15 protein-coding genes are annotated in these 16,589 nt (G+C 64.0%); 10 read left to right on the top strand and 5 right to left on the bottom strand.

The annotated features are described in order from the left end of the window. Positions 1 to 529, top strand: a 529-nt coding sequence (locus BW994_RS17325) for an IS5 family transposase (RefSeq protein WP_139334193.1), incomplete at its 5' end; no start/stop codon positions are given. Between the two features lie 77 nt (positions 530 to 606). On the opposite strand, the gene BW994_RS17320 is transcribed toward BW994_RS17325, so the two are convergent. Together BW994_RS17320 and BW994_RS17315 are read right to left on the bottom strand one after the other, a co-directional pair. Further along, positions 607 to 1,899 carry a DUF5666 domain-containing protein gene (locus BW994_RS17320; protein WP_029313754.1) on the bottom strand — a complete coding sequence of 431 codons (1,293 nt, stop codon included), beginning with the start codon at positions 1,897 to 1,899 and terminating at the stop codon, positions 607 to 609. Continuing rightward, positions 1,899 to 2,726 carry a DUF6502 family protein gene (locus tag BW994_RS17315; protein ID WP_029313752.1) on the bottom strand — a complete coding sequence of 276 codons (828 nt, stop codon included), beginning with the start codon at positions 2,724 to 2,726 and terminating at the stop codon, positions 1,899 to 1,901. The genes BW994_RS17320 and BW994_RS17315 overlap by 1 nt, the downstream gene beginning before the upstream one ends. Positions 2,727 to 2,945: 219 nt before the next feature. Here BW994_RS17315 and BW994_RS17310 point away from each other — a divergent pair, with 219 nt between their 5' ends. The 7 genes from BW994_RS17310 to BW994_RS17280 all read left to right on the top strand — a co-directional run bounded on the left by BW994_RS17310 (position 2,946) and on the right by BW994_RS17280 (position 11,087). Then, positions 2,946 to 3,719 (top strand): hypothetical protein, encoded by a 774-nt coding sequence (locus BW994_RS17310; RefSeq protein ID WP_051657623.1) that lies wholly within the window; start codon positions 2,946 to 2,948, stop codon positions 3,717 to 3,719. A gap of 197 nt (positions 3,720 to 3,916) precedes the next feature. Continuing rightward, a complete protein-coding gene (locus BW994_RS17305; RefSeq protein ID WP_245594225.1) occupies positions 3,917 to 5,239 on the top strand; it encodes a glycosyltransferase family protein in 1,323 nt (440 codons plus the stop codon). Further along, positions 5,236 to 6,567 (top strand): glycosyltransferase, encoded by a 1,332-nt coding sequence (locus tag BW994_RS17300; RefSeq protein WP_076454772.1) that lies wholly within the window; start codon positions 5,236 to 5,238, stop codon positions 6,565 to 6,567. Before BW994_RS17305 ends, BW994_RS17300 begins: the two co-directional genes overlap by 4 nt. Further along, a complete protein-coding gene (locus BW994_RS17295; RefSeq protein WP_029313747.1) occupies positions 6,564 to 7,811 on the top strand; it encodes a glycosyltransferase family 4 protein in 1,248 nt (415 codons plus the stop codon). Before BW994_RS17300 ends, BW994_RS17295 begins: the two co-directional genes overlap by 4 nt. Further along, positions 7,808 to 9,625 (top strand): ABC transporter ATP-binding protein, encoded by a 1,818-nt coding sequence (locus tag BW994_RS17290; protein ID WP_029313745.1) that lies wholly within the window; start codon positions 7,808 to 7,810, stop codon positions 9,623 to 9,625. The genes BW994_RS17295 and BW994_RS17290 overlap by 4 nt, the downstream gene beginning before the upstream one ends. Before the next feature lie 2 nt (positions 9,626 to 9,627). After that, the gene (locus tag BW994_RS17285) at positions 9,628 to 10,461 is read left to right on the top strand and encodes a hypothetical protein (protein ID WP_245801600.1); all 834 of its coding nucleotides are present in this window, start codon (positions 9,628 to 9,630) and stop codon (positions 10,459 to 10,461) included. A 2-nt stretch (positions 10,462 to 10,463) separates the two neighbouring features. Further along, entirely contained in the window at positions 10,464 to 11,087 is a 624-nt protein-coding gene (locus BW994_RS17280) for a histidine phosphatase family protein (protein ID WP_051657622.1), read from the top strand. A gap of 88 nt (positions 11,088 to 11,175) precedes the next feature. Here the strand turns inward: BW994_RS17280 and BW994_RS17275 are convergent, their stop codons facing one another. From BW994_RS17275 to BW994_RS17265, 3 genes are all read right to left on the bottom strand, one after another. Beyond that, on the bottom strand, positions 11,176 to 11,853 hold the full coding sequence (locus tag BW994_RS17275) for a MotA/TolQ/ExbB proton channel family protein (protein WP_029313740.1): 678 nt from the start codon (positions 11,851 to 11,853) through the stop codon (positions 11,176 to 11,178). A gap of 38 nt (positions 11,854 to 11,891) precedes the next feature. Then, the gene (locus BW994_RS17270; protein ID WP_029313738.1) at positions 11,892 to 12,278 is read right to left on the bottom strand and encodes a c-type cytochrome; all 387 of its coding nucleotides are present in this window, start codon (positions 12,276 to 12,278) and stop codon (positions 11,892 to 11,894) included. Positions 12,279 to 12,374: 96 nt separating this feature from the next. Beyond that, entirely contained in the window at positions 12,375 to 14,732 is a 2,358-nt protein-coding gene (locus tag BW994_RS17265; protein ID WP_139334190.1) for a TonB-dependent receptor, read from the bottom strand. A 312-nt stretch (positions 14,733 to 15,044) separates the two neighbouring features. On the opposite strand from BW994_RS17265, the gene BW994_RS20590 reads away from it, so the two are divergent. Together BW994_RS20590 and BW994_RS17255 are read left to right on the top strand one after the other, a co-directional pair. Next, a complete protein-coding gene (locus BW994_RS20590) occupies positions 15,045 to 15,347 on the top strand; it encodes an IS5/IS1182 family transposase (RefSeq protein ID WP_029313734.1) in 303 nt (100 codons plus the stop codon). A gap of 98 nt (positions 15,348 to 15,445) precedes the next feature. Further along, positions 15,446 to 16,411: an IS5 family transposase gene (locus tag BW994_RS17255; RefSeq protein ID WP_029313732.1), complete on the top strand. Its 966-nt coding sequence runs from the start codon at positions 15,446 to 15,448 to the stop codon at positions 16,409 to 16,411. The last annotated feature ends 178 nt before the right edge of the window (positions 16,412 to 16,589 follow it).

Raw genomic sequence — 16,589 nt, 5'->3', positions numbered from 1 at the left:
GAAAGCGCGCGAAATGGCCGGACGCGAGGCGTCGCCCACAGCCGGCGTGATCGACAGTCAGTCGGTCAAAACCACCGAAGCCGGCGGGCCACGAGGGTTCGATGCCGGCAAGAAGATCAAGGGACGCAAGCGTCACATTATCACCGATACAATGGGTCACCTCGTCGGCGCCATCGTTCATCATGCCGGCATTCAGGATCGAGATGGGGCACCCGACGTGCTCAAATCGGTCAAATCCTTGTATCCCTGGTTGCGGCATGTGTTTGCCGATGGCGGCTATGCCGGTCCCAAACTCAGTGAACGCCTCGCCAAAATCGGCAAATGGACCATACAGATCGTCAAGCGCTCGGACGCAGCCAACGGGTTCGAACTCCTGCCACGCCGCTGGGTGGTGGAGAGAACCTTTGCCTGGCTCGGCAGATGCCGACGCCTTGCAAAGGATTTCGAGGCCACCGTTGCCAGCGCCACCGCATGGCTCTTCCTCGCACATATCCGCCTGCTCACAAGAAAAATCGCACGCAACGGATAGCCACATTACCATTCAGATTCGGGCTCTAAGTGATGCTTTCCAAGGCCTTCATGTCGTTCTGAAGTAAAAACTTCAGTTTAATGGTCGGGCTGAACGTCGATTTCGGGCGGGTCCACGTGGGGGCTCGGGGTATCGATGTGAGGCGGGCTAATGTCCGGCTGTTCGATATCGGGGGTTGGGGCGACCGGTTCCTCGACTTCGGGAGGCTCGATTTCGACTGGCGCACCGACATCGTCAGGCGGGGTGATCTCAGTGTCCGTGCCGGTTTGCGGTTCTGCGATATCGTTGCCCGGTTCCTGGCGTTCGGTTTGCGTGGCCCCTTCGGCGTGGCTGGTGCCGGGTCCCGAAAGGTCCGGGGCAACCGGCGTGTCGATATCGATATGGTCGATGGCGATGGTGTTCGGCGCGGTAACGCGGCCATCGATTTCGACGGATGCCAGACCGCTGAGGTTGACTTTGGGTGATGCGCCGGTTGCGACCATGCCGTCGGCCGCGACGATGCGACCGCCATCAGTGGTTCGAAAGTAGTTCTGCACTTCGACCCGGGTGCCCGGCGCGCCGAGGGCTATGGGCTGGCGGGTCAGGCTGGCAGCGCGCAACCCCGCCTCGGTCATGGTTCCGGTAACGGCGACGCGCTCGCCTGGCTGCAAGCCGGCGGTGAGGCCGGGCGGCGCGCTGATCGGCGTGCCGGCCACCGCAACGATGCCAGATTTGACGGCGGTGACCATTGCCTCGAGGCGGAACCTGTCGCTTGGCGCGAGCACCGAGACACGTTGGGCGGCCCAACTGCCGTTCGACAGGCGCTGCGCTGCGACGGCGACTGTATCGCCCGGGCGAATGTCGGCGAAGGGTTTGCCAAAAGTCGCCGCGACCACGCGCTGGCCGAGCACGGTGAACGCGCTGCCTTGGCCGGAGACGGCGGTGACGCGCCCGATGATGGCATCACGCACTGAAATGCTCAGCGCGAGCCCGCTGTGCGGCCCGGTGATGACGCCATGCACCTTTGCAATGTCGCCGATCCGCAAGGCGGCGACCGGTACGGCGCCGCCATCGATCGTGACCAGGGTCCGCCCGGAGATGGCGTATTCGCGGCCGTTGACGAAGACGGAGCCGAACCGCTGGATCGGGCCGTACCCGATGATCGGTGCGGCGCGCCCGCGGACGCCGGTTCCACCGATGCCGCCGGTTTCCTCGCCGGATGGCGTGCGGATGCCCGTGCCGCCGATGCCGCCGGTTTCACCGCTGATGCCGGTGCCGCCGATACCGCCGGTTTCCTCGGCTTGGGCGTGGCCTGATGTGGGGGTTGCCGCCCAGGCCGCGATCAGCAGCGCGACCAGGGCAAGACCGCGGTTGACCCTTGGTTGGTGCATCACGGTCGGTCCTCGGAATCGGTTTCGTAATAGTACACGCCGAGGCGCAGGCGGCGCAGAGATCCGGCCGCCGGCGTGGTTTGCGCATCGGTATTGGCGAGGTTGCTGTCCATCAGGCGTTCGTTGGCCTGGCGCAGCAGGCGGTCCGCCATGTCGGCCAGGATCGGGCGGGCGGCATCCAACCGGTCGGCGCGGATGGCGTTGTGGAACAGGGCGCGCTCGATGAACGGCGTGTCCGAGCCGGACAGGTTGTGAAACGCGCTGCGCAGATGATCACTGACGTTCGAGGCCAGGAAGAGCATTTTCTCGCGCGGCGCGGCGGGTGTGTAGGTGGGGCGCAGCAGGCGGAGCCGATCGTCGGTATCTTGTTCGACGACGCCGGCGCGGAGCAACTCCTCGATCACGGTGCGGGCGCGGACATCGATTTTAGCGGCGCGGAGCAGATCGTCGAAACTGGTGGTACTGCCGTCGCCATGCACGGCGAGCGGACTGGGTTCACCGGCGGCATTGCGGAACGCCGGGGCGGACACCCAGGTGGCGACGGCACGGGCGGCCATGTTGATGCCGGCCATCGGGTCGCGTTCGGGCGGGGCCGGCCGGGTGGTTTCCTCGCGCAGGCGCTTGACCTCGCGGCGGTTGATGCCGGTTACCAGGCTGATCTGGCTGTCGGTTGCGGCTTCGTCGCCGGCATGGGCTTTCAGGGCTTCCTCGACGAAGATGCGCTTGAGGAGGTCGCGCATGGCGATGTAGCCGATGCCCCGGCGCATCAGGTAGGTGATCAGCGGGCGCAGGACGCGCCGCAGCATGGTTTCGAGGTCAGGCTCCATAAGGCAACACTCATGACAGTCGCATGTCGTGAACTCAATCGGGTTAGCACCTCAAGCCGGCTATGCCTCATGGCATCCGTTGGAGTGTGTAACTTTTACCCACATACATGATTTCGGGGGAAGTTCAAGTTTTTGCGTGATTGTGCAGCCATTGAAACGACATGATTTTCGTGAATGTATCGTATCGGCAGCAGATCCGCTGGGAGAAATTCGGGTTCGATGGTGTGGCGCGCGCATATTCTTCTCGTGCTGGGTCTGGCGACCAGCGCGGCGGGCGCTGTGGCACAGGCGGCGGCACCAGGGCCGTTCCGCATCAGCCTCGAGCCATCGTATTTCGCGGGTCGGTTCGGCACCGCGCATGGATTTCGGATCTACGACCTGCCGCTCGCAATCATTTATCGCAAGGACCGACTGCGGGTCCGCGTTGAAATACCCTATGTGGCGGTGGCAGGGGCGGGGCTGTTGAGCGGCGGCACGGTGCTGCGGGGCGGCCGTGGCACGGCGTTGAGGAGCGGAGTGGGCGACGTTTGGGTCAGCGCGCAATACCGGGTGGTTACCGCACAGAGCTGGCGCCCAGCGATCAAGCCTCTGATAAAAATCAAGATTCCCCTTGCCTCGCGGACGCGGGGACTCGGCACCGGGCAGGTCGATGCCGAGTTGGGCAGCCGGTTCGATTGGCGGATCGGCACGCGGATTTTTCCCTACGCCGAGATCGGCTATCGCATCAATGGTCGCACCCATGGACTCAGGCTGCGCAATGCTGTGACATATCAACTTGGCACCAGCATCGCCCTGGCCCACGAGCAATATGTCACTGCCGTGTTTATCGGGCATAGCGCGTTTCAGTACCGTGTCGGCCCGACCGACTCGATCGTTGCGGCCTACAACATCACGCTGAACCCGATCTGGGGCCTGGAGGCTTATGTCGATCGTGGCCTGACCGCGAATAGTCCGTCGGTCGGCCTGGGTTTTGGCGTGACAGCCGGCTTCTGACCCGCCGGATATATTCACCTTACTGAAATAATTATGGATTGCTGCTTCCGGCGCGGGGAACTTGCGCGCGACGGAACCAACTGGACGCGCGCGTCATCGGATCCTCATTAAAAATCGCTTGACCGTGGAACTTTATCCCACGATAACCTACCCACGATCATAATTGGTGGATGGGCCTTCCGATGAATCATTCTCTCATGGCTGACAGCGTCCTGCGTGAAGCAATGTCGGTCCCGGCGCCGTTCGATCGGCGCGCCATCCCCACCGACGGCATCGCTTCGCCCGCGCGGATGCCGCATCGCAGGATCAAGGTCCTGCTTTATTCGCATGACACGTTCGGATTGGGGCATCTGCGCCGCAATCTGGCGATTGCCGACAGGTTGCTGGCGCAACAGGGCCGGTTTTCCGTGCGTCTGCTGACCGGCTCACCCGTGATCCATGACTGGAGCCTGCCGCGCGGCCTGCAGGTGCAGCCGTTGCCGCCGGTCGTGAAAACCGGGGCGGAGCATTATCGATCGCGCGATCCGCGATCGAGCTTCGCGATGACCAAAGGCTATCGCGAGGCGCTGATCCTCAAAGCGGTCTGGCGCTACCGGCCGGATGTGTTCCTGGTCGATCACGCGCCGGCGGGCATGAACGGCGAGTTGCTCGCGGCGCTCGCGCTGATCCGGCGCGAATTGCCGGCGACCCGCACGATCCTGGGGTTGCGCGACATTCTGGATGCGCCGGACACCGTCAAGGCGCTCTGGCACGAGCAGGAAATCCCCGAATTGCTGGACCAGGCGTATGACGAAATTTTCGTCTATGGCAGCAAGGCCCTGTTCGATGTGGCGGCCGGCTACGGCTTGCGTGGGCGGATTGCCGAGCGCGTGCATTACTGCGGCCATGTCGTCGCCGCGCCGGACGCCCCGTGCCGCATCGCCGGCGCGGGTCCGCAGGCGATCTGCTGGACAGCGGCGAAAGCGGCAGGGCGGCCGGTTGCGTTGGTGACCGCCGGCGGTGGCGGCGACGGGTTTTTTCTGATGAGCGCTTATATCGAAGCGCTGAACCGCTTGCCGGCCGGTGCGCTGCATTCCGCCATCGTCACTGGCCCGCTGATGCCGCACGCGCAGAAGGCAGCGCTGTTCATGGCCGCCGGCGGACGTGACGACATCGAACTGATCGACCACACGACCGACCTGATGCCGAGCCTGCGCGCCGCCGACCTGGTGGTTGCGATGGCGGGATACAACACCAGTGCGGAAATCATCGCGACCCGCAAGCGGGCGATCCTGGTGCCGCGCGCGGCGCCGCGCGCCGAGCAACTGATGCGGGCATCGCTCCTGGCCGGGCTCGGCGTGGTGCGGGCGATCGTTCCCGGTCCTGATCTGGCCGGTGATCTGGCGCGCCTGCTGCCGCAGGTCATGGCGGCGCCGCCACCGCCGGCCGCGGTGTGGGCGGCGCTCGACCTCAATGGCGCGGAACGGGTCGCCACTCATCTGCAGGCCATGATCCCTGCCTTGCTCGGGAGCGCATCATGAACGCCGTGGCCGCCGCGGCGATGGGCGCCGGGCCGGTCGCGTACATCATGAAGCGTTATCCGCGCCTGACGGAAACCTTCATTCTCAACGAGATTCGCGCGATGGAGCGGCTGGGGGCGGATCTGCGGATCTTTTCGCTCCTGCCGCCGGAGCCGCCGCCGCATCACCCGATGGTGGCCGAGGTGCGTGCGCCGGTGCGCGCGGTGCCGATGGCGGGTGCCTGGGTCGACCTGCTCCGTGCGCATGGCGCCGCGATCAGGACCGCGCCGCTGCGCTATGCCGGGGCGTTCGGCCGTGCCGCGTGGTGGTCGGTGCAGTCGCCCACACCGCTTTCGGTTTGGAAACAATTCACCCGCGCCGGGTTCGTCGCGACCGCCTGCCGGCGCGACGGCATCCGGCATATCCACGCCCATTTCGCCAACGCGCCCGCGGCGGTCGCGCGGTTCGCCAGCCTGATGTCGGGGATTCCGTTCAGTTTCACCGCCCATGCCAAGGACCTTTATCTGACGCCGAAGCAGGTGATCTTCCGGCGGGCGCGGGCGGCCAGCTTCGTTGCGACCTGCACCGGTTATAATGCGCAATATCTGCGCGATCTGCTCGGCGCGGCCGAGTCTCACAAGATCAACCTGGTCTATCACGGCATCGATCTGACCCATTTTTCGGCCCGGGCAGCGATCGGGGCAGCGATCGGGGCAGCGATCGGGGCGGCACCGATCCCGCTGGTTCTCTCGGTGGGGCGGCTGGTTCCGAAGAAGGGTCATGACGATCTGATCGAGGCCTGCGCGTTGCTGCGCGATGCCGGGGTGGCGTTCCGCTGCATGATCGTCGGCGCCGGGCCATTGCACGCGGAACTCGCCGCGCTGATCGAACGGCATGATCTGGCCGGAATGGTGACGCTCGAGGGGGCGATGACCCATGCCGCCCTGATCGATCTGTACCGCCGCGCCACGCTGTTCGCCCTGGCACCGCGGATTGCCGATGACGGTGATCGCGACGGGATTCCGAACGTGATCGCCGAAGCGATGGCGATCGGGGTGCCGGTGGTGTCGACCGATGTATCGGGCATCCCCGAAGTGGTGCGCGATGGCGAAACCGGTCGGCTGGTGCCGCCGCGCGATGCCCGGGCCCTGGCCGATGCCATGGGCCGGCTGCTGGCCGATCCTGATCAGGCGCAGGCGCTGGCGGCCGCCGCGCGCGCCCTGCTCGAACGGGATTTCGATTTGTGGACCACGACGACGCGGCTGCACGGGCTGATGGGCTGCGCCGACTGCGCCCCGGCCGGCACCGGGTTGGTCTGCACCGCGCCGGCAGTAGCGGCGGCGGGATGAAAATTCTGTATTTCAATCCTGACCGCGGCGTGCCGGTGCTGGGTGACAAGGGCGCTTCGGTCCATGTGCGGTCGTTCGTGACCGCTGCCGCACGGCTCGGCCATGAGGTGGTGCTCGCCTGCACAACCGCTGGATCGGGCAATCCGCCGCCGCCGGGGCGGCTGATCGAACTGCCGGCGCGAACCGATGACGCGCGGCTGCGGGCCGAAGCGATGGTGCGCGGGCTGCCCGGCACGGCGATCGATGACCCTGTGGTCCGGCGCGAGCTGGCGCGCCTCGCGCATGACCGGGGCGTGCGGCTCGCCTTGATCGCGCAATTGCGGCGGATCGGGTTTCAGCCAGACCTGGTTTACGAGCGCCACGCCTTGTTCAGCCGGGCCGGCGTGCGGATTGCGACCCATTTCGGCGTGCCGCGGCTGCTTGAGGTCAATGCGCCGTTGATCGAGGAGCAGGCGCGGTTTCGTGATCTGCGACTGATCGATGTGGCGCGGCGCGCACAGGCGGCATCGTATCGCCGGGCAAATGTGGTCATCGCGGTGTCCGAGGCGGTGGCGCAGCATGTGGCCGGTGTACGCGGCAATGCCGCGCATGTGCATGTTCTGCCCAACGGCGCCGATCTGTCGCGGTATCGGGCGGGCGGCGATGGTGCGGCGTTGCGGGCGCGGCTCGGGATCGGCGCGGCCCCGGTGATCGGCTTCATCGGCAGTTTCAAACCCTGGCATGGGGTGGATTTTCTGTTCGACGTGTTTGCCGCACTCGCGCGCAGCCGCCCGGATGCACGGCTGATTGCGGTCGGGGACGGGCCGGATCTTGCCGCGCTGCGTGCCCGCGCCGAGCAACCCGATTGCGCCGGGCGCATCATTCTGCCGGGCCGGGTGCCGCACGATCATATTGCCGATTGGCTGGCGGTGATGGATGTGACGGTGGCACCCTATCACGACCAGCACGATTTTTATTTCTCGCCGCTCAAAATCGTTGAATCGCTGGCGGCCGGACGCCCGGTGGTCGCACCCGGCATCGGCCAGATCGCGAGCCTGATCGCACCCGAGGTGACCGGCATCCTGTATCCACCGGGCGATGCCGCGGCCTGCGAAGCAGCGTTGCACAGACTGATCGATCAGCCGGCGCGCCGCCTCCGCATGGGTGAAGCCGCGCGCCGCGCCGCCGCCGTGTGGGACTGGACCGCCGTAGTCGCCCGCGCGCTCGCCCTGGCGCCGCCCAGGCAGCGGGAGTTGGTGCAATGACCGCGCCCGCCCGACCCAGCCGGCGCTGGTTGGTGGCGTACCTGAGGCCGGAATGGCGGGCGCTGGGTGCCGGCTCGGCGGTCATGGCGGCGCGGGCCTGCGTGCTGCTGGCATTGCCGTGGCCGCTGAAATTCATCATCGACAACGTCATTTTCCAACGCAAATTGGCTCCGTTGCTGCACGGCGTGCTGCCCGACCCGGTCGCGCACCGGGTGGAACTACTCAACCTGCTCGGGCTTACCATGCTCGGGCTCGGCGCGCTCGATGCGCTGCTGGTATTTGTCGGCAACCGATTGTTTCTCGATGTCGGGCAGCGGGTGGTGTTTCGGGTCCGCTCCGATCTATTTGCGCATCTGCAACGTCTTTCGCTCGATTTTCACCGTCGCCAGCGCGGCGGCGAATTGATGGCGCGCCTGTCGGGCGATGTTCGCCAGTTGCAGGATTTCATCGCCGCGGTCGGCATCGATCTGCTGCCGCACGGCCTGACGATCATCGGGATGGCCACCGTCATGCTGCTGATCGACTGGCGGTATGCGCTGCTCGCGCTTTCGGTCGCGCCGATCCTGTTCCTGATGGCACGGTTCTATGCCGACCGGCTGCGCCAGCGGTTGCGCCAGGTGCGCCGCCAGGAGAGTACCCTGTCGGGTTTGACGCAGGAAATTCTCGGCGGCGTCCAGGTGGTCCAGGCATTCGCGCGCGAAACCCACGAGGATGCCCGCTTCGGCGAGCAGGCCGGCAAGAGTCTCACGGCCAGCCTGCAGGCCAACACGGTGCAGGCGCAATTCGGCCCGGCGATGAACTTCATCATCGCGGTCGCGACCGGCGCAATCGCCTGGTACGGCGCGATTTCGGTGATCCAGGGCACACTGACGCCGGGTGAGCTGTTGATTTTCCTGGCGTATCTGCGCGGCATCGCGACACCCGCGCGGCAGTTCGCCAAGACCGGGCGGATCTTCGGCCGTGCGTCGGTGGCGTTGGAGCGCATCGGCGAATATCGCGCCGAGCAGCCGAGCATCGTCGATGACCAGAACGCCGTGGCGCCGGAAGCCTGTGCCGGGCGGGTGGAATTCCGCGCGGTCGGGTTTGGGTACGGCGCGGCACAGGACGTGCTCCACGATATTTCGTTCACCCTGGAGCCGGGCCGCACGGTGGCACTGGTCGGTGCGACCGGTTCCGGGAAAAGCACCATCGCGAGCCTGATCCCGCGGTTCTACGATGCGGGAAGCGGCAGCATCCTGCTGGATGGCAGCGATATCCGAACCCTGCCGCTCAACTGGCTGCGTCGCCAGATCGGGCTGGTGTTGCAGGAGCCGCTGCTGTTTCAGGCGCGGATTTGGGAAAACATCGCCTATGGCATGGCCGGTGCCGGCCGCAGCGAGGCGATCGCGGCGGCGCGCGACGTGGGGGTTGACGATATTATCGAGCGCCTGCCCGGCGGGTTCGATGCGATGGTGAACGAGCGCGGGCTGAATCTGTCCGGCGGCCAGCGCCAATGCGTCGCGATCGCGCGGGCGATGCTGTGCGGCGCGCCGGTGGTCATTCTCGATGAGCCGAGCAGCAGCCTCGATGCGGCGACCGAGCAACGGCTGATGAGGGCGCTCGAACGGCTGGCATCGCAGCGCGCGGCGCTGGTGATCGCGCACCGGCTTGCCACGGTCATGAATGCCGATCTGATCCTGGTGCTCGACCAGGGACGGATCGTCGAACGCGGCAGCCATGCCGATCTGCTGGCCGCCGCTGGCACGTACGCCACCCTCTGGCATGCCCTGCGGGAGATCCCCGAACCACCGAAACTGCGATTGGTATCCCCATGACCATGCCTGCACGGCCTGATTTCGTCGTCACACTGTCGGGTGTGGCGCTGGCGCTCTGCGCCATGGTGGTGTCGGCCCATGCCGATCCCTGGATTCCCGCTGCCGGCGATGGCGTCGTCAAACCGATGGTCCGGCTGTTCGATTCCAGCAGCGCGTATTCCGCCAGCGGTTTCACCACCGGCACCATCCCGGCATCGACCCAGCAGGAGACGCAGTTTCGCGTCACCGGCTCGGCCGGGATCGGGGATGGATTTTCGATCGAGTACGATCTGCGCGCAGGCCGCCTGCGGAGCGCACGCATCAAGCACCACCGGTCGATCGCCCAGTCCGGATCGGGGCTGGAGGACCAGACGATCGGGCTGAACTACGGCCTGACGCAAACACCGGATTTCGCGGATTCGGTAACCCTGAACGTGGTTTTGCCTACCGGTTCGACCAGCGCCGCACCCGCGCTCGGCGCCGGTCATTTCGCGCTGGAGCCTGATGTGCAGGCGGGTGTGATCGATGGCCGGTTCAGCGCCACGATCGCCGCCGGGGCGCGGATTTTCCCCGTCAGCGGTGTGACGCAGCTCCGCAGCACCGTATACGCGGGCCTGCGCGTCTGGCCCCGGCTGTCGGTGTTCGCGACCGGCTTCGTGAGCCGCACCATTCAGCAACCGAAAGCGCTGCGGCTGACCGACCAGGCCGAGGTCTACAACATCGTTCGCGTCGGTGCCGGGGTGACGTACCGGTTGAGCGCGATGCTGCGGCCGTTTTTCGAATATGAATCCACCATGGCGGGCCAAGGCATCCATGCGGGACGCCGTATCGTGGTGGGCGTGGCGATCCGGTATTGATCATGACCGATATCGCCCCGCCGATCCTGCTCGCGCGGCATGGCGAGACCGCCTGGACGCGGGCGGGGCGTTATCAGGGGCAGAGCGATCCGGCCTTGTCGCCTGCGGGTGTCGCGGAGTCCGAGCGCCTCGCGGCGACCCTGCGTGGTGGCGCGATTGCCGCGATCATGTGCAGCCCGCTGCTGCGCGCGCGCCAGACCGCCGGTGTGATCGCCGGAGTGCTCGGGCTGCCGGCGCCGCAGATCGATCCGGACCTGATCGAAATTGCCTATGGCGATTGGGAGGGGCTGACCCAGGCGGATGTCAAATGCCGCTGGCCCGCATTGCTGCGCGCCTGGAAGCACGCGCCTGAGACGGTGATGTTTCCGGGCGGCGAAACGCTCGGCGCGTTGCGCATGCGGGTGCGCCGCTGTCTTGGCACGTACAGTCTGCCGGCCTCATCGGGTGCGGTTCTGTTGGTGACGCACAGCGCCTGGATCAGGATTGCTGTGATCGAGGCGCAGGGCCTGCCGCTCGCCAGCTTCCGGCACGTGCCGGTCGCGACCGGCTCGGTGCAGCCGCTGTTTTTCCATACCGCTCGAGCTCTTGCGCAACGAACGGAGACCGTATCATGCCGATCGCGATAATCGGCGGCTTCTATGCCGGGCCGATCGAGCGGCAGGCTGGGGTATCAAGCCCCTGGAACCCGGGGCGGACCGGCCGCGGCACGTGCGATCAGGCCCGGCTCGGCTCGGCGGCGCGGGCCGCCGGGTTCGGACGGACCAGGGGTATCAGCGTGGTGCCGTCGGTGCGGTTGAGGATCATGGTCTTGATGGTTTCCAACTGATGCAGGATCAGTCGGATCTGGTTCGACAGCAGGTTGAACGCGGCCAACCCCAGCATGGCGATCAGGATGCCGAAGGCGGTCGCAACCAATGCATCCGCGACGCCGCCGGTAACCTGCGCCGGCGCATGGCCCGGCTTGGCAAGAACCGAGAAGGCATGGAACATGCCGATGATGGTGCCGAACAGGCCAAGCAGCGGCGCCAGGGTGACGATGGTATCGAGAATCCATAACCGCCGGTCGAGCCGCGGTGCGACCAGCATGATCGCTTCGTCGATCCGCTGACCCATCACCGCCGCGTCGGACACCGATTGATGATGCAGCGCGGTGTCGAGCAGGGGGGCTTCGGGCTGATGGCCCGCGAAATCGCGCAGGGCGGCCAGATCGTTGGCCGCAAGACTACCCATCGCGCTGATGCGCGCAACGATTGTATCGCCACGCATGATTGCGCGGCGCAGATGCCACAACCGATCGAGCGTGACGCCGGCGGCAATCAGGAACAGGATCGCGAGGACATACAGCACGCCATCCGAATAATTTGCGAGATGGATGATGTAGGCGATCGTCATGTCACGGACTCCCGGCGTTCGCTCGATCGGTTCACCGCTCAGCGAGCCTTGGGCGAAATTGATTTCAGATAGGCAATCACATTCAGCCGCGCGGTGGCGCTGCGTAGGCCGCTGTAGGGCATGGTGGTGCCATGCACGTAGCCGCGCGGATTTTGCAGGAACAGATCGAGCGTTTTGGCGTTCCAGCGGATATGCGCCGCCTTCATCGCCGCCGAGTAGCGATGCCGCGGCGCGCTGCCGGACATTCTGCCGTACACGCCGGCAAGCGTCGGGCCAAAGCGATCGACGCCGGGCATATTGCTATGGCAGCCCGAGCACTGGTGCAGATACACTTCCTTGCCGGCGGCGACGTTGCCGGTGGTCTGGGCCGATGCGGCACCGATGGCGAGACCGGCGGTCAGTGCGCCGGTGATGATCAGTTTCATGTTGTTTTTATCTTTCGGTTGATGATGGCGAGAGTGTCGGGCGTCGTCAGACGACAAGGACCAGGGCCCCGCCACCCCTGGCCCTGGTTTCGATGATCAGAATTTCGCGGTGAGCGAGGCGAGATACTGGCGTGGTGCGCCAGGCTCGGCCAGAACCGCGCCGGCACTGTTGCCGCCGAGATAGCCGCCGCTCGACACGTAGGCATTCGCATTGTAGCGCGCGCCGAACAGGTTGTTGATGTTGAACGACAGCTTCAGGACTTTCACGGCACTGGAAATCGACCGCGGCACCGGAATATCAGCGCTCAACGAAATATTCGCGACGTTGAAGGCCGGCAGTTTTTGGTGTGATGTCTGATCGGTCAGGTTGTTGAACAGATGTTGCGAGCCGGTGTACTGATCCAGAAACCCGAGGTCGACCAGTGTGGGTCCGACGAACATCCGGTAATTGATGCCCGCGCTCAGTGCCACGTTGGGGTTATAGGCGATCGGCGTATTGACCAGCGGCGTGCTCGCCCCGGAGGGTAGATACGAGGTGAACAGGTTGTTGCTGAAACCGACATTGGCAAACATGTTCCAATGGAAATTCGGATCGGCGGTGGCTGCGATGTTGAAGCCCTTGAGTGCCGCATTGGCTGCGGCGAATTTGGTCAGGGCGATGTTGGTGAAATAGGTCGCGATCGTTTCGTTGCTGAGCGTGTCATGGAAGTAGTTCACGTTCAGCGTGGCGTGATTGAGCACCGCGACATGGTCGAACATCATCTTGGCGCCGATTTCATAATCGACGCTCTTGATCGGCTTGAGCGATGCGATGTCGACACCGCCGGCGTTGCCGTTGTTGGCGCCGAACCCGTTATCGGTCGGGTTCTGATATGAAATCGCGTAGCTGCCGTACAAGGCACCCCATGGCACCGGTTGATAACGCACGCCAACCGAAGGTTCAGGGTTGGTGAAGGTCTTGTGAGCATTCGGCGACAAGGTTGTCGACAGCGGGTTGTTGTACGCGTTGTTATAGAAATCGGTCTGATACTCGACACCGGCGAGGCCCGGCGTGATTTTCAGTCCAGGGATCGGGGTAATCGTGTCCTGCACGAACGCATCGAGGAAGGTGTTGTACAAGGTGAAATTGGAAACCTGGGCCGGGTTGGTCTGGGTGATTCCGAGTGCCTGATTATAACCGAGGTAAGGCGACACATAGCGCTGATTGATGAAATAGCCACCGAGCTTAATATCGTTGAACGGCAATTTCCAATCGAGATAGGCGCGATCGCCATACGTATTCGAGTTCGGATTATAGTATTCTGTATTGGCTGAACCCTGTGCCTGCGTACCGTAGTTGATGGTCCGGTAATGAACGCGGGCGCCGTGGCGGAACCATGTGATATTGTGGAACGTCAGGTCCGGCGCGAGATCGAGCGATAATTTGCCGTACAGCATATAATCGCGGACTTGCAACGTCTTGAACCAGACGTTCGGCACGCCGGCGCTGTAGAAACCGCTGGTCGGCTGGCTGTAGAGTTCGCCGGTCGGCGCGCCGGTCACGGTGATGCCCGCGATGGGCTGGGTCGGGATGAAATTGGGGCTGGGGCGGTGCTCGACGTTGTTGTCGTCATAACCGCCAAAGCTCAACCGGCCACCCTGAAACACGTGGGTAACCTTGCCAAGAAACGCATTGGACTGTGCAGGTGCGCCATAACTGCCCGCGGTGGTGCCGGTGCGGAAGGTATGATTGCTAGCGTATCCGCCGGCGAACAGCACACTCCAGCCCTTGTGCAGGCCGGAATTGGCGATGAAATGGCTGCCGAACGTTACGTTGCTGCCAACCACGCTGCCGACCTCGAATTGCGGCTTGGGCGTCGGCTGCACCGGTACGTAGTCGATCGTACCGCCGATACTGTCGAACCAGCGCGACGCCGGATTGCCCGGGCCGTTGATCACATTGATGCCGCCGATCAACTGGATGATCGGAATTTCGTTCGAATCCCACTGGCCGTTGTGCGAGGTCAGGTTGTTCATCGGAATACCGTCGAACAGCACGGTGATGCCATTGCGCTCGACATCGCCGTTGACCGAGGACCAACCCACTTTCACACCGCGCAGCGTGACTTCGTAACGTGCCGTCGCGGCGGTGCCACCATACCCGCGCACCACCACGCCCGGTGCGAGCGATACCGCCTGGCCGGCACCGCCGGCTGGCCCGATCGCCTTGATCTGCTGGCGCGAGATCACCGCCTTGGTCTGCGTTGAGGTGAAAATCTGTTTCTTCGTCAGTGTATGATCAGCTTTTTTGAGCTGTACCGCGGAAGAAGTTGCCACGCCTTGTGCCGAAACGGTGCCGGCATTCACGGCCTGGCCCATCGCGACCGACGTGAGTGACGCGACGCTCACGGTAACCATCAACGCCGCGCGCAGCCCCGCATCCGCGCGGGTTTGCATCGAAAATCCCATGCTCATAAAGCTCTCCCTGTTCGTGGGACAAAACCGTCCACCACCACTCCGTTGCGTAACGAAGTGGTAACAAGGGCTGCTTAGTCGGTGAGTGCAGGACTGTGTGTGAAACTTCCACGAAAGTATTGTGACAGAAATAATTCGAAAACGTTATGTTGGCCGGCCGCTTGGGTGACCCGATGTCCGATGACCCTTTCAGGAGATCCGGGTTCGATCGCTCCTGTGTTCGGCGCGCGCCGGAAGGTGACTGATTGCAGTTTCGAACAGTGACCGATAACAACGGGCGGGCTCGGGTGTCGTAGCGAGCACCATCAGGCGGTGCTGCAAACAAATCTGACGATCACGACACTCCCGGCCGATGGGGGATATCAGTTACCGAAACTGGCCGCCGAGTTGGCCAAAATCGATTGCATGACACTCCGAATCGTCAAACGCTCCGAAGGCAAGGTCGGCTTCTCGGTCTTGCCAAAACGTTGGATCGTTAAGCGGACCTTCGCCTGGATCAGCAACTGCCGACTCCTCGCCATGGACTACGAACGCCATACCAGCAGCGCCGTAGCATTCGTGAGACACGCCATAATCAAAATCATGCTTCGCCGAATCGCACGCTTAAAAAATTAGACAAACGTCTTGGATCGGTTCTAAGGAAACTCTGAAAAAGTCCTTTACGATACGCTTTCGGTATGATTCACTGGGTTTGACAGAGAGGATGACCCTGGATGCAGCGCAGTTTTGCTGAGTATGACGGTTTCCGCAAACAGCGGAAGATCACCCGGCGGGACGTGTTTCTGGCGGAGATGGAGCGCGTGGTGCCGTGGCGGCGGCTGGAGGCACTGATCGAACCGCACTATCCGCTCGCCGGGCGAGGGCGCAAGCCCTATCGGTTGAGCACGATGCTGCGGATCCACTTGCTGCAGCATTGGTATGGCTATTCAGACCCCGGAATGGAGGAAGCGCTGCACGATATCCCCGCGCTGCGCCGCTTTGCGGGACTGGACGCGGGCGAGAGTCGCATGCCCGACGAGACGACGATCCTGAACTTCCGCCATTTGCTGGAGGCGCACCAACTGGCGGAAAGTCTGTTCCAGGAGGTTGTCTCGCTATTGACGGACCAAGGCCTGATCCTGCGCGAAGGCACCATTGTGGACGCAACCCTGATTGCCGCCCCGCCCTCGACGAAGAACCAAGCCCGCCAACGCGACCCGGAGATGACGTCGAGCAAGAAGGGCAACCAGTGGCATTTCGGCATGAAAGCGCATATCGGCGTCGATACGGCGCACGGCCTGGTGCATGCGCTGGAGGTCACGACCGGTAAGGTGTCGGACTACAGCATGGCGGAGACGTTGCTGCACGGCGACGAGCAAACGGCGCATGGTGACCGCGGCTACGCCGACAAAACGCGCGAGCCGGACCGTGTGCGCGAAGAGGACGAGGCTGGCCCGCGCTGGTTTGTGCCATTCAAGCGCACGAAAGGCTACGACACGACGCCTGAGCAGAAGCGGCTGAACCGGCTGATGGCAGCGCTGCGTTCGGCGGTCGAGCATCCGTTCCGGGTTCTCAAGCGCCAGTTCGGCCATACGAAGGTGCGGTATCGCGGGTTGTTCAAGAATGAGCAGCACCTATTCAGCCAGTTTGCGCTGGTGAACCTCTACATCGCACGGCGGGTGATCACACCGGCGGGTTGAGGGTCGGGGGCGAGTCTGTCCAGCGCCCGGAAAAAAGGCTCTGGAAGCCGCCCAAAAGTCCAAAATCGCTACGAATTTGCGCCGTCGGGTGGCCCAACACAGCCGTTGCCGGTCGATCACTGTTTGCACAACAGACACGATAGTGAAAAACTCGGCTGCTCAGAGGTTCCCTAAGGGC

It is taken from the genome of Acidiphilium rubrum (assembly GCF_900156265.1).
GTDB classification, from domain to species: Bacteria; Pseudomonadota; Alphaproteobacteria; order Acetobacterales; family Acetobacteraceae; genus Acidiphilium; species Acidiphilium rubrum.
The sequence above is the reverse complement of the archived record's forward strand: the minus strand, read 5'-3'. Positions and strand labels throughout refer to the sequence as shown.